The organism is Shewanella sp. HN-41 (assembly GCF_000217915.1).
In the GTDB taxonomy this organism is placed as follows: Bacteria; Pseudomonadota; Gammaproteobacteria; order Enterobacterales; family Shewanellaceae; genus Shewanella.
Map to the genome: position 1 here is coordinate 27,218 of NZ_AFOZ01000017.1, position 12,709 is coordinate 39,926.

Sequence of the window (12,709 nt, forward strand, 5' to 3'; positions counted from 1 at the left end):
TAATGCAATAAATCAGTACAATTCACGCTACTTCGATTTATGCTGATAAAAATCCACCTCAGTCTCGTCAGAGTAACGGCGCTTAGTATCCCTGCGACGTTGTTTTACGCGTTTATTCTTTTGTTTACCTTTGACGTTATCGCCCCATGGCGCATCATCGTCGTCAAATTCATAGGAGTGTGACATGGTCAAAATTCCAAAAATACCTGTGCCATTCTCAGCACCCGATCTTTTTACCCAAAGGTGAGATGAAGCTAAAGCGAAATTTTTCATCATTGATGGTGAAAAGTTTTGTCCAAGATTGTGTTTTATCCATACCATTCGATTTACTCTGGATTTTATCGTGACTTTTTATGTCTATTTATATGATATATCACTGGTATTTTGATTTTTCACTGCAAATGTTTTTTCTACGTGATGATTAGTGCCCATAATCACGGACACTAAGATCTGATAAAAAATAATGAGTTAGTGTTATATCCTTCGCTGCATTTTGGCGACAAACATGCCATCGCTGTTGGCTTCAAAGGGCCAGATGGTCAACATTTCTGTTTGTTCACCGGTAAAAGGATGGCGGACTGGCATTAGCTGAAATTCACTGTGTTGCTCAAGAAATGCCTTAACCACCTCTTCATTTTCGATGGGGGAGAGCGAGCAAGTGGCATACACTAATAGCCCTCCCTGCTTCACGGCTTTGCTACTACGGCTTAAAATATCGAGCTGTAGTATGGCTTTATCCGTTACGGCTTCAATGCTATCGAGCCAACGCATGTCGGGATTGCGTCGCCAAGTGCCTGTGCAGCTACAGGGGGCATCGACTAACACACCATCGAAATGATCCGCCGGCACGGGGAGGGCATCGCTCTTCCAACGGGCGATGCTAATACCGTCAAATTGTGCTCTTTGGGCGCGTTTGGTCAATTCTTCTAGGGCATTGGAGCGAATATCCGATGAGACTATGCTTCCGGCTGAGCGGGTGTGGCTTCCGGCTGAGTGGGGGGCAGCGGCTCTAGCTAACATTAAGGATCGCAGTTGCAGGGTCTTACCACCCGCTCCACTACAAGTGTCCCACCAATGGGCATTGGCTTCAGGGGCGCAAATCTGTCCTATGACCTGGGAAGCTAAATCTTGGATCTCAATCTTGCCGTTTTTATATAGATCAATGTCATTAAGATTCATGCTCTTGTTGCCAAGATTGATGGCATCGCTAAAGTAGTGACTATCACTCGCTTCTATGCCAAGCGCTTGCAGTTGTGTCACCGCATCTTGACTCGTGATCCCCTGCGCCCGTCCCCAAATCGGTGGACGGCTGGACATCGCAGCGATGAATGGTGTTTGCTGCACGGCATCAATAGGGCATATCTGCCAGAACCAATCGGGTAATAAATCCTGTGGTTTAAACTCAGTAGTAGGAAATAGCTGCCGCATCAGCGCTAACTTATCATTAAGAGTTTCAACACTAAGTAACTGTGCTTGTTGATAATCTACAGTTGATTGTGATAACTCATGCCAGGCGCTGGCAATATCCTGCCATGCATGGGCTTCGAGTAGTGCACAGGCGCTTAGGTTGGCAAAGAAAGCGGCCGATGGCTCTTGTTCACCGAGTTGTCTAAACCAACCCCACCAGCGAAACAGACTAAACAAGGACTCACGGATGACTTTACGATCCTTGGAGCCGTGTTTTTTATGTTCTCTAAAGTAGTTTGCCAGAATTCGGTCCGCGGGCATTTTGCTGCTTTGGATCTCATCGAATAACGGTTTAATGGTATTGGCATAACTGAGCGCGCGTTTCTGTGCGGGCGTGTTTGCCTGGGCACTTAAACCTAGCGAAGTGTTTGAGTTGAATGCATTGCCGGATAAGAAGCTGTTTGGATTACCCATAAATGTAGCCTGAATCATGTCCCTGTTGTGGGCAAATGGGGGAATAATTGCCATCACAGAGAAGAAAATAAGTGGCGCAGAGTGTAGCAGTTTTACCTAAAAACAGGCAGTAAAAAAGCCCCTATTTAGCCTAAGCTTGCGGGGCTTTAAGTGGTTGAATCACTGGGACTCACTATTTTGTACCTAACGGCAATCTGCACCTATTCGCGTAATTATCGCTTGGTAGAGAATTATTTGGTCACCATTTTTTGGATTTGTTTAGCGCGTTCTTCATCGCTCATTTCCACCGGAGGCGGCGTGACTATGCCTTTTTGACAGGCTGGCCTGAGCGCTAACTCATCCAACCAACGTTGCAAATGGGGTAAGCCTGCCATATTGATACCGCTCCACTCGTGGATCCTCACCCAAGGCCAAGTGGCGATATCGGCGATAGTGTATTCCTCCCCAGCAAGATAGCGATGGGTAGCGAGTTGAGTGTTCATCACTTCGAATAAACGTCGCCCCTCCTTTTGATAGCGATCAATGGCGGCGGGGATTTTTTCGGGGAAGTAGCGGTAAAATACGTTGGCCTGTCCCATCATGGGGCCAACGCCACTCATTTGGAACATCAGCCATTGGATGACCTGAGAGCGTTTTTTAGGATCGGCGGGCAGGAGTTTACCCGTCTTTTCGGCAAGATACAGCAGAATTGCCCCCGATTCGAATACCACAAAATCGTCATTATCGCGGTCGATAATGGCCGGGATCCGGCCATTGGGATTGATGGCAAGAAACTCGGGTTGTTTTTGCTCGTTGTTACTGAAGTCTAACCTATGGACGCGATACTCTAGCCCCATTTCCTCCAGTGCGATGGAGATCTTAAAACCGTTAGGGGTCGCGGCGGTATATAAATCTATCATAGTTATTCCCTTAGATTGCGAGTTAGCATACTCATGCTGTTATAAAGGTTGAATATGGGTAGTTTGGGGCTACTAGGCTACTTTTTAGGGGTTAACGATACTATGGCAGGGCGCTGTGCCATAGTGATGAACCAAGCCTTAAGGTGCGGCAAGCTGTCAGTGACTTCAATGTCTAAGTTCTTAATAAAGCTGATAAAAATGTAAGCTGAAATGTCAGCGATACTGAATCTATCGCAGGCGACAAAGGGCGATTTGGCTAATTGTTGGTCCAAGGTTGGTAGGAAGTCAATCACCCTTTGGCGGGATTCTTTGCCCCATGCTTCAACACAGTTTTCCCTGTCTTTGTAGACACCACTTAAATTACGAAAGGCTTGAAATGCGACCATTAAGCCCTGTAGTTCAATGATCCGCTGCCACATTTCAATCTTGGCACGTTCGAGTGGGTTATTGCCAAATAGCGAGTGATCACTTGGATGGATTTCATCTAAATAACGGCAAATGGCAACAGATTCACACAGGTAGCTGCCATCATCGAGTTCGAGTAATGGAATGCGGCCATTTAAACTTTTGGCTTTAAATTCGGTACTTAAATTCTCCCCTCCGCGGATATCGACGTTTACCCTCGGGATATCAATACCTTTTTCCGCTAGGAAAATACTGACGCGGCGTGCGCTGGGTGTGGGGGCTAGTTCATAGAGTTTCATCTAATATCCTTGAGTTTTATAGCTTTTGCATATGCTGCCTAGACACATATTCAGCTTTATCGGAACGATCGGTTAGGATAAAATCTACTCATATCTAAACGAACAGTCAAGAATGTTTTGCCCGTTGCATTTGGGCTGACTATGATGGGTGTAAGTGATTTTTTATGGTAGGTCGCAGGCTATGGCACGTAGTTGTAATTTTGATCGGCAGGATAAACTCAAACTCGCGATGGAGCTTTTTTGGCAGCAGGGTTTTGCCGAGACTTCGATTTCCGATCTTGTCGGCCATTTGGGCATCAATCGATTTAGTCTCTATAACAGTTTCGGCGATAAGCAAAATCTTTACCGCGAATGTCTTAGTTTCTACCTCGACAACTACTCCTTTGGCGCTTCAGATTCGCTGCTGCATGAAAAAGCAGGCTTGGCCGAGATAGAGGCTTACTTAGCGCGCTTTGTTGCCCTACAGCGGGAGCAAAAATACGGCTGTTTTATGCAAAATGCGGTGCTTGAAAAGAGCTTAGACGATGAGGGGGTACTGCAGGAATGTCAGCGATTATTTTGCCGACTACAGACCACCTTTACCCAAGTGTTGCAAACTTGCCAAGCGCGGGGGGAGCTATTAGACCATATACAGCCTCATCAGGTTGCTGCATTTTTAGTACTGCAATTACAAGGAATTAGAGTATTAGGTAAGGCTGGCGAATATGCGCTATTAGACGATGCTTTCGCGGTATTACAGAGCTACTTACGAAGTTTAAATACAAAAACTCATCGGGCCGTTTAGCGGCAAAAAACGCGGTTTGATTGGCCTAGGTTAATACCTAGGCCTGTTGTTTTTAGAAATCAAGATCGAGGGCGAAACACAGATAGGCCATCAATTGAGTGCAGTGTGCAAATTGCTCCGCGCAAAAATGGGTGGCATCTGGGCGGCAGAGTTCTTCGAAGGCGATATTTTTTACGGCGATAAAATCTTTGCGTTTTAGCTCTGCCAGCATAGGGTGGTTTTTATCGAAGCCCTTTGGCGGTCGAGTCAAGCTATCCCCATCCATGTTAAATCCATGGCTCTGCAAGGTTTGCAGCGCCTTTTTATAGCCGTTAGGGTTCTCATCGATACAAGTGCGTATGGCATTTAAGGCCTTTGATTCTGGATGCCAAATCCCCGCTGCAATAAAACAACCTTCTTCGGCAATATGCAGATATAAGCCTGGGGCATGCACATCCTTTCCTTGAAAGTGGCGAAATTGAATACCAACATTGGTTTTATAAGGGGTTTTATCGTGGCTAAAGCGGCTATCCCTCTGGGGGCGCATTAAACTGCCACCCACTTTTTTAGGCACGGCAGTGAGCCTTGGCGACAGTTCAATAATATGCGGTTGAATTTGGGCAATAAAAGCTAATGCTGGGGTACGTACCGTATTTTCGTACTCATCCTGATGGGCTTTAAACCATTCACGGGAGTTGTTTTGTGCCAATTGATGTAAAAATTGCATACTGGCTATGCTGAATGTGGCGCCAGTCATTACAGGCGTTTTAGTTGTGTTTGTGGCCATTTGGGTGAACCTTAATCGTGCATCTGCAGCAAGCATAAACCGCACTGATACTTAGGAATGAGTGTGAGGATCCGCTTGCACTTTCCCAGGGAGTGATAAAGATAGTCCCCATACTGCCATGCTCTGGGAAGATCTTCACTTAGATTTTCCATGATGCCATTCCCTAAACATGTTCCTAATTAGGCTACATCCATCAAACTAAGCCGATCTCAATAGGTGTGCTTTAGCCTTAGAGGGGATGGCGGAATTCCATGGTGGGACTAATGCGGGTTTGCACCCTAGAATTGAGTGTGTTTCTGTTGTTTATCCCTATTTATTCGGTGGCCGCTCCGCAGCAGTGCATAAGTTTATCATTATGTTAGTCTATGAATTTTAAAGATAAATAATCAATGCATTTTTGATATGGCAAGTAAATCGCATAAAAAATAGGGTTATATTGCTTAAGCCCCCTGCCGTAAAAAGCCAATTTATGGCATAATCCGCATTTTAATAAGCATATAGACAGAAAAATGACTGAAAATGAATTGCTAAGTCGCTGTGGCGGCAAGTGTGAATTGTGTGGCAGCGAGCTTGAACTCTCTATTTATGATTTACCCGCATCGGATGGTCGTGACAATGAGATCATGATCTGTGAAACCTGTAGTGGCCAGATTGCCGCACCAGATACCATGGACATGAACCATTGGCGTTGTCTGAATGACAGCATGTGGAGCCCTGTACCGGCAGTTCAAGTGATGTCATATCGTATGCTTAAGCGCTTAAATGGCGAAAGCTGGGCGCAGGATTTACTGGATATGCTCTACCTTGAAGACGATTTAAAAGCGTGGGGCGATGCTGAAGTTGCCTCAGCCGGTGATGACGTTACCCCAACGTTAGACAGCAATGGTGCCGTGCTTAACGCTGGTGATACCGTAGTGATCATCAAAGACTTAAACGTGAAAGGTACTAGCTTTGTGGCTAAGCGCGGCACTGCTGTGCGTAACATTGCATTGACCAATAATCCAGAGCATATCGAAGGCCGTGTTAACGGTACTCGTATTGTGATCCTGACGTGCTTCGTTAAAAAGTCTTAAGTTTTATTTATCGAGCAGCACACCTAAAAACGCCATGTCCGTTAATCGACATGGCGTTTTTTTATGCAAAATGAGATGCTTAAGATACGCAGCGCGTGACTTGATATTGGTGTGCATAGCCCTGCGGATTAAATTGCCAAGATAGTATCCACGCCATCAGACTTATGCCACCGAGCAACAACCAAGCACTGTTAAAGCTATTAAAATTATCGCGGATCAATCCAGCGATCCAAGGCGAAATAGCGGCAATGGTATAACCCACACCTTGTACAAAAGCGGTTAACTTACCCGCTAACATAGGGTTTTGTTGATGATCCATAGTCACAATTAATCCGAGTGGAAAAATCCCGCCTATACCTAATCCCGCCAGTCCCGCCCATAGAAATAGTGACACTTGAGGGGCGAGTGCGAGTCCCATAAAGCCGATGAGTTGCAGTAAGCACAGTAGGGCAATGATGGCGCGTCTGTCCGTCGACTTGCTGGCAAGCCAAGGAAACACTAAGCCCGCGATCACTTCCATGCTGGTTAAGAAACCTAACACTAACCCCGCTTGAGTTTGGCTATAACCTAGCTCGACCGCGTAGGGGGCTAACCATGCCAGCACGCAGACATAACAACTTGTGCCTAGCGCAAAAAATATCGCCAATAGCCAACTGCGACGAAAGCGCCAAAAGCGAAGCGGCACAGTTTGCTCCGTAGTTTGATTCACTAATGCGGCTTTGTGTTTAACCATGAGCCACAGCGCCAGTGCCACTATGCCTAACCAAGTCCAATGGCCTAAGCCCGCGCGCCAACCTAAATTCATGCCGATAAAAGGTGCACTGCTGGCAGCCAAAGCAGCGCCGCCCATAATGGCGGTGACGTAAAGCCCCATCATTAAGGGCACCCGTTCACCGAAATTGAGTTTGATCATAGTGGGCATGATGGTCTGAATGAGGGCAATACCAACCCCAGCCAGTAATGCCGAGCAGATAAGCCAGTTGGCATCCATCACCCAGAATCGCATCGCAGTGGCGACGATCAAGAGGAGCAATGATCCCGTCATCACTGTATTGAATCCTAACCGCTTAGCGATATGAAAGCCCACAAAACAGCCCAGCCCCATGGCGAGTACGGGCAATAGTGTCAGCATAGAGGCCAAGGTAAAACTTAAGCTGATATCCTCTTGTATGCTGGGTAGCAAAGGCCCTACGGAGGCGAGGATGGGGCGTAGATTTAGACCAATAAAGATGAACGCGAGTCCGAGCAGCAATAAATTCGCTTTCTCTGTCAGGGGTGACCGCATGGATTGTCTCCAAAAATAAGCTGAGTTTGATTTGCAAAAAGAGTGACCTGTAGCGGCATTTTGCGCACTTATGATAATTTCCTTTCAACAACAGTAAGTTGAAGCTGCATCACTACAATTCAAAAAGAATCTCTTTCAAATGTATCTTGATATAAAGATATTTTAATTCTGCGAGAAAATGACTAAGATGTAAAGAATGATATAAAGAATCTTTATGTTGAGATAAGTCTATGACAGCGAAAACGACACCCACTCACATGAGCCCTGCGGATACTAACGCGAGTCCTGCGAATAAAGGCCAAGCGGCTTCGAACACCAAAGCAGATGGCCTTGATAGAAAAGATGGTTTGGATAGCATTATCGGCCAATGGCGGCAGCAAGGGGTGACTGAGGATTTGATCCCTATGGCAGTACTTGGGCGAATCGCACGTTTAACTAAGTATATTGAAGTGGTACTGCTGCAATGCCATGGCGAATTTGGCTTAGGTCAGGGGGAGTTCGATGTGCTCGCCACCCTCAGGCGTTCGGGAGAGCCGTTCACACTCTCGCCTTCACAGCTTTATCAGAGCATGATGCTAAGTTCTGGCGCTATGACCAGCCGCTTAGACAGACTCGAAAATAAGGGGTTGATCGAACGGGCGCACAGTAAGGAAGATCGCCGCGCCGTGCATGTCTCGTTAACGATTGAGGGCAAGACGCTTATTGATAAGGCATTGCCGCAGCATATTCAATGTCAGAGTGCATTGTTAGCGGGCGTGAGCGTTGAAGATAGGCCTATGTTATTGCAGATTTTAAAATCTTGGCTGAACCAATTTGAGCCGCAATAGCGCATTTCCCCCACATTGGTATTTGGGATAGAGATGATACGGAGCGTTATTGGCAAATATGGGTTAACCGTGCGTGACAATATTCGATAGTACAAGGGAGTTGCTATGGTAAAAAGACGTGAAGCATTTGAATTAGCAGGTAAACGAGTCACAGCAGGGACCCAACTGGGGATTAAGCTGCCCGCCGCTAAGTTGTATACCGATACCCAACTCGATATTCATGTGGAAGTGTTTCACGGGGCCAAACCCGGCCCAACGCTACTGGTTTGCGCCGCCATTCATGGGGATGAACTCAATGGTATCGAGATCTGTCGGCGATTATTAGGGCGGGTTAATCCTAAGCATCTTTTTGGTACTTTGATTGTGGTACCAATTGTGAATGTGTTTGGTTTTATTCAACAATCCCGTTATTTACCCGATAGGCGCGATCTTAACCGTTGCTTCCCTGGTTCCGGTAAAGGGGCGCTGGCAAGTCGGTTAGCCAACCTATTTGCCACTCAGTTATTAGTCCATGCAACCCATGTGATCGATTTACACACGGGCGCGATTCACAGGGACAACCTGCCGCAAATTCGCTGTGATACCAGCGATGAGATTATGCTCGCCATGGCGAATGCCTTTGGTGCGCCGCTGATCATGCATTCCAAAGCGCGCAGTGTTTCGATGCGGGGTTATGCTAACCAGCAGGGCATTCCGTGTATTTTGTACGAGGCGGGCGAGGCACTACGTTTCAGTGAATTGTCGATCAAATCCGGCCTTAAGGGCGTACTCAATGTGATGCGCAGTTTAGGCATGCTCAAGGGACGGGTGAGCAATAAGGGATCGAGTGTTAGCGCCATTCGCAGCTATTGGGTGCGCAGCGAATCCGACGGTTTAGTGAATATGAAGCTCAAGCTAGGGCAACGGGTGACTAAGGGTTATATCATCGCCCATATCGTCAGCCCCCACGGCGGTGACAGTGTGGCGATTCGCGCCCCAACCGACGGCATCATCATAGGGATCAGCAACATTCCCGTTACCAACGAAGGCGAGGGTATGTTCCATATCGCCCAGTTTGAAGGGGATGAGATTGAGATCGCCAATGAGCAGCTCGATGAATTCCTGATGGAATATGCTTAGGCTCTAGGCTCTAGGCTCTAGGCTCTAGGCTCTAGGCTCTAGGCTCTAGGCTCTAGGCCCTAGAGCCTATCACGTCTACAACTTAAAGCGTTCCACCGAGCTTGTGAGGGAATGGGCAAGTTGTGTCACTTGGCTGCTGCGCTCGGCCATGTCCGTGGCTTCAGTTGCATTGCGTTCGGCCGCGAGGGCTGCTTCACTCATACTCGATTCAATTTGTTGGCTATAGGCGAGCTGTTCATGGGCGGCGTGGGTAATTTGTAAGCTCATATCATTGATAGCATCTAATGTGCTCTGGATATGGGCGATAGCGTTATGGAGAGCTTGGCTCTGCTCCACACATTCATTGGCCTGCAGCTGCCCCGTTGTTATGGCCGTGGCCGCTGCGGCAGTTTCATTTTGTAGGGCCGTGATCATGGTTTGAATTTCTGCGGTGGAGGACTGGGTCCGTGATGCTAAGGAGCGGACCTCATCGGCCACCACGGCAAAACCTCGGCCATGCTCCCCCGCTCGAGCCGCTTCAATGGCCGCATTGAGTGCCAGTAAGTTTGTTTGCTCCGCAATACTGCTGATGGTCGTTAAAATACTGCCTATATTATCGCTGTGGACACTTAAGCGAGACATTACCTCGACGGAACCACTTAATTTTGTGCTTAACTCGGCAATCTTATCTTGGTTATTCTCCGCGATTTGTTTGACCTGATTGCCGTATTGTGAAGCCTGTACTATGAGTTTTGCGGATCCACTCGCCTGCTCTGCAACGAGATTTGAGCTAGCAACCATGTGTTCCGTTAATGCTTTAGTACTGTTTACGCGCCCTATTTGAGTACTTGCTGCGCCTGCGATACCTTGACCCTGTTGGTGAGTTTGGCTCGCCGAATGATCTAAGGAGTGGGCGTTATTACTGATATTAGTCAATAGCTTGGCAAGATCGTCACAAAGGGTATTCATATTATCGATCAGGGTACCAAATTCATCATCATGGCGTTTGGGAATACGTTTGGACAAATCACCGCGAGCGATGCTCGCTAAGGCAACATTGGCTAATGCGAGGGGATGAAGCATTGCCCTAAGGGTGAAGAAGGAAATAAAGCTCACCATGATAATAAAGACAGTCGCAAGCACAATGGCTAAGGTTTGGCCTTGTTGAATATCATTATTCGCTATGGTTTGTAGGCGAGTGAATCGGCGGTCGGCGAGGGTGACAAGCTTATCTAAGGCACTGTTATTGGCATTGAATTCGAGATCGGCATCTTTGTAGTGTTGCTCTGCTTGGATTTGAGTGCCGACAACTTTTTGCTGTGCCTGATATAGCTCGCCAGGCGTCATTAGTAGAGTGCTAATAATGGCATACTGCTGCTCAAATATTTGCAGTAAGCCTAAGGTATCTAAACCCGTTGTTTGTTGTTTTAAAAAGATAAAATTGGTATCAAGGTTGCCTAATAACAGGCTTACATCCTGCTGGTGGTCGGTGACTGTCTTGGTATCGCTGGCATAGATTAATTCGGCCATAGTGTTGCTTAGTGTATATAACATGTCGTCGATACGAGTGCCGGTGCCGATAATTTCCTCCAGTAAGGGTGCATTATCCGGTAGCGATATGGTCTCAAGATCTATCATGGCATTGCTTGCTTGGGTTTTAGCGTCGATAAAATGGTTAAAGAGTGTTTGATATTGCTGTTTAGCCTGCTCATTGGCGAGCTTGGCTGCAAACATCGCTTGGCTTTGTTGTAAATAGGCTTGATAGCGAATTTTGGCCTCTTTTAATGAAGCCTGCATCTGGGGTTGATCGCTGACTCTTTGTGTTAGTTCGTTCTCAATCTGCTGATATTTCCGTTCTAGGGCATTAAAGGCTTGCTGACTAAGGGTTAGCGCTGCGGTATCCCTTTGGCTATGGGCTAATGTGGCAAGACGCGACATTTTTACTAGCACTAATTGCAGGTTATCACTCTGTTTTTGCACCGGAACCGCGAGCGTCTCAATGTTTGCGTAGGCAATTTTCACCTGGTAAAGGGAATAATAGAAAAAGCTACTCCCCGCAAGGAGTAGGATGCCAATTGCGCTGAAACTTAAGAGCATTTTCTGTTTGATGCTGAGTGTTAACATTGAGCTATGGACCTTTTCGTAAGTGGTTTCAGACATATCTTCACCAACAGTATTAAAGGGTAAATCATCAGAGTGCTGAGGTTTGAGGCTTTTTATGCAAGACCATGTCCCTAGTACATTGTTTTTATTTAGATATAAAATTAAGTGTAGCAGAGAGTCGTAGGAGTAAAATTGTATACTGTGTTTTGATTGTAGTAGCTAGTGGCATTGAGTCATCATAAGAAGGACAGAAAATGAAAACCGTGATGTTAGGTAATGAGGCGATAATACCGAGTAAAATCCTTTGTATTGGGCGCAACTATGTCGAGCATATCTATGAGCTAGGCAATGAGATGCCAGAGGATATGGTCGTGTTTTTAAAGCCTAATTCTGCCATTTCGCCCCAACTGCTTGCCGAGCATCAAGGTGAAACCCTGCACTATGAAACCGAACTGTGTTTTATGTTCCAAGATGGTCGTTTTAGTGGTGTTGCCGTTGGGTTAGATCTCACTAAACGTGATTTACAAAGCAAGTTAAAAGCCAAGGGATTGCCCTGGGAGCGGGCAAAGGCCTTCGATGGCGCCGCCTTATTCAGCCCCTTTGTGGCGATTGATAATGCCGAGGCGCCGCTGCATTTTACCTTGAGTATCAATGATAATTTGGTCCAAGAAGGGCATATCGATTTAATGATCTACAAACCTCAGACCATATTGTCCGAGTTGCAAGCCTTTATCAGCCTAGAGGACGGCGATATTGTGATGACAGGTACGCCTAAGGGCGTGGGAGTGATCCCCACTGAGAGTGTATTTAACGTCACACTGAGCCGTGGCCTGCAAGCGAGCACAGAGCCTTTGCTCGAGTGGCAATGGCAGGTATCTTAAGCTTTGAAAAGATTGAAATTCGCACGACTAATATGAATAAATAGCGAAGTCATCAGTGCTGCTACGGCGAGTTACCTGCAATACCGCCGTAGTTTGGATTCAAATTTGTTAGAGTCCCGCGACGGCTTCCATATCGAGTTCGATATCTGTGCAGCCTTTAGCGCAGTAGATCCCCGCCGCTTGTTCAGCTTTTGCCTGCTCAGGCAATATCACTTTTAGTGTTTGTTTACAGTGAGGACATTGCACTGGCTGACCCTTGAATACCCGCTTAATCAGGTTCTTCTGCTCATTGAACGAGGTCGCAGTGGTTTGATTTAATAGGGCAAAGGGGCTAGTAGAAGCAGTTGTCATCGGCAGGGGGATCCTTAGGCTTGATAAAGTGTTATCACGAGAGTGTCATTGCGAATA

13 protein-coding genes are annotated in these 12,709 nt (G+C 46.7%); 5 read left to right on the forward strand and 8 right to left on the reverse strand.

Annotated features, from left to right (window positions below; genetic code table 11):
* Window positions 1-27 precede the first annotated feature (27 nt).
* The 4 genes from SOHN41_RS06125 to SOHN41_RS06140 all read right to left on the reverse strand — a co-directional run bounded on the left by SOHN41_RS06125 (window position 28) and on the right by SOHN41_RS06140 (window position 3,484).
* Window positions 28-186: a hypothetical protein gene (locus tag SOHN41_RS06125; protein WP_007646662.1), complete on the reverse strand. Its 159-nt coding sequence runs from the start codon at window positions 184-186 to the stop codon at window positions 28-30.
* 288 nt (window positions 187-474) lie between these two features.
* Window positions 475-1,881 carry an RsmB/NOP family class I SAM-dependent RNA methyltransferase gene (locus SOHN41_RS06130; RefSeq protein ID WP_007646665.1) on the reverse strand — a complete coding sequence of 469 codons (1,407 nt, stop codon included), beginning with the start codon at window positions 1,879-1,881 and terminating at the stop codon, window positions 475-477.
* 230 nt (window positions 1,882-2,111) lie between these two features.
* The gene (locus SOHN41_RS06135; RefSeq protein ID WP_007646668.1) at window positions 2,112-2,780 is read right to left on the reverse strand and encodes a glutathione S-transferase family protein; all 669 of its coding nucleotides are present in this window, start codon (window positions 2,778-2,780) and stop codon (window positions 2,112-2,114) included.
* A 77-nt stretch (window positions 2,781-2,857) separates the two neighbouring features.
* Entirely contained in the window at window positions 2,858-3,484 is a 627-nt protein-coding gene (locus SOHN41_RS06140) for a glutathione S-transferase (protein WP_007646681.1), read from the reverse strand.
* A 181-nt stretch (window positions 3,485-3,665) separates the two neighbouring features.
* Here SOHN41_RS06140 and SOHN41_RS06145 point away from each other — a divergent pair, with 181 nt between their 5' ends.
* Entirely contained in the window at window positions 3,666-4,268 is a 603-nt protein-coding gene (locus SOHN41_RS06145; protein ID WP_007646683.1) for a TetR/AcrR family transcriptional regulator, read from the forward strand.
* A 52-nt stretch (window positions 4,269-4,320) separates the two neighbouring features.
* On the opposite strand, the gene SOHN41_RS06150 is transcribed toward SOHN41_RS06145, so the two are convergent.
* Complete coding sequence (locus tag SOHN41_RS06150; RefSeq protein WP_007646685.1) at window positions 4,321-5,034, reverse strand: DUF2461 domain-containing protein; 714 nt, start codon at window positions 5,032-5,034, stop codon at window positions 4,321-4,323.
* 509 nt (window positions 5,035-5,543) lie between these two features.
* On the opposite strand from SOHN41_RS06150, the gene SOHN41_RS06155 reads away from it, so the two are divergent.
* Complete coding sequence (locus SOHN41_RS06155; protein ID WP_007646687.1) at window positions 5,544-6,107, forward strand: PhnA domain-containing protein; 564 nt, start codon at window positions 5,544-5,546, stop codon at window positions 6,105-6,107.
* 79 nt (window positions 6,108-6,186) lie between these two features.
* Here the strand turns inward: SOHN41_RS06155 and SOHN41_RS06160 are convergent, their stop codons facing one another.
* Window positions 6,187-7,392: an MFS transporter gene (locus tag SOHN41_RS06160; RefSeq protein ID WP_007646689.1), complete on the reverse strand. Its 1,206-nt coding sequence runs from the start codon at window positions 7,390-7,392 to the stop codon at window positions 6,187-6,189.
* Window positions 7,393-7,622: 230 nt separating this feature from the next.
* Here SOHN41_RS06160 and SOHN41_RS06165 point away from each other — a divergent pair, with 230 nt between their 5' ends.
* On the forward strand, window positions 7,623-8,219 hold the full coding sequence (locus tag SOHN41_RS06165; protein ID WP_007646690.1) for a MarR family winged helix-turn-helix transcriptional regulator: 597 nt from the start codon (window positions 7,623-7,625) through the stop codon (window positions 8,217-8,219).
* A gap of 105 nt (window positions 8,220-8,324) precedes the next feature.
* Window positions 8,325-9,338 carry a succinylglutamate desuccinylase/aspartoacylase family protein gene (locus tag SOHN41_RS06170; protein ID WP_007646691.1) on the forward strand — a complete coding sequence of 338 codons (1,014 nt, stop codon included), beginning with the start codon at window positions 8,325-8,327 and terminating at the stop codon, window positions 9,336-9,338.
* Window positions 9,339-9,413: 75 nt separating this feature from the next.
* On the opposite strand, the gene SOHN41_RS06175 is transcribed toward SOHN41_RS06170, so the two are convergent.
* Window positions 9,414-11,441: a methyl-accepting chemotaxis protein gene (locus tag SOHN41_RS06175; protein WP_007646692.1), complete on the reverse strand. Its 2,028-nt coding sequence runs from the start codon at window positions 11,439-11,441 to the stop codon at window positions 9,414-9,416.
* 233 nt (window positions 11,442-11,674) lie between these two features.
* Between SOHN41_RS06175 and SOHN41_RS06180 the strand changes: the two genes are divergently transcribed.
* On the forward strand, window positions 11,675-12,301 hold the full coding sequence (locus tag SOHN41_RS06180; protein ID WP_007646693.1) for a fumarylacetoacetate hydrolase family protein: 627 nt from the start codon (window positions 11,675-11,677) through the stop codon (window positions 12,299-12,301).
* A 108-nt stretch (window positions 12,302-12,409) separates the two neighbouring features.
* Here the strand turns inward: SOHN41_RS06180 and SOHN41_RS06185 are convergent, their stop codons facing one another.
* Window positions 12,410-12,652, reverse strand: a complete 243-nt coding sequence (locus SOHN41_RS06185) for a hypothetical protein (protein ID WP_007646694.1) — start codon at window positions 12,650-12,652, stop codon at window positions 12,410-12,412.
* Between the last annotated feature and the right edge of the window lie 57 nt (window positions 12,653-12,709).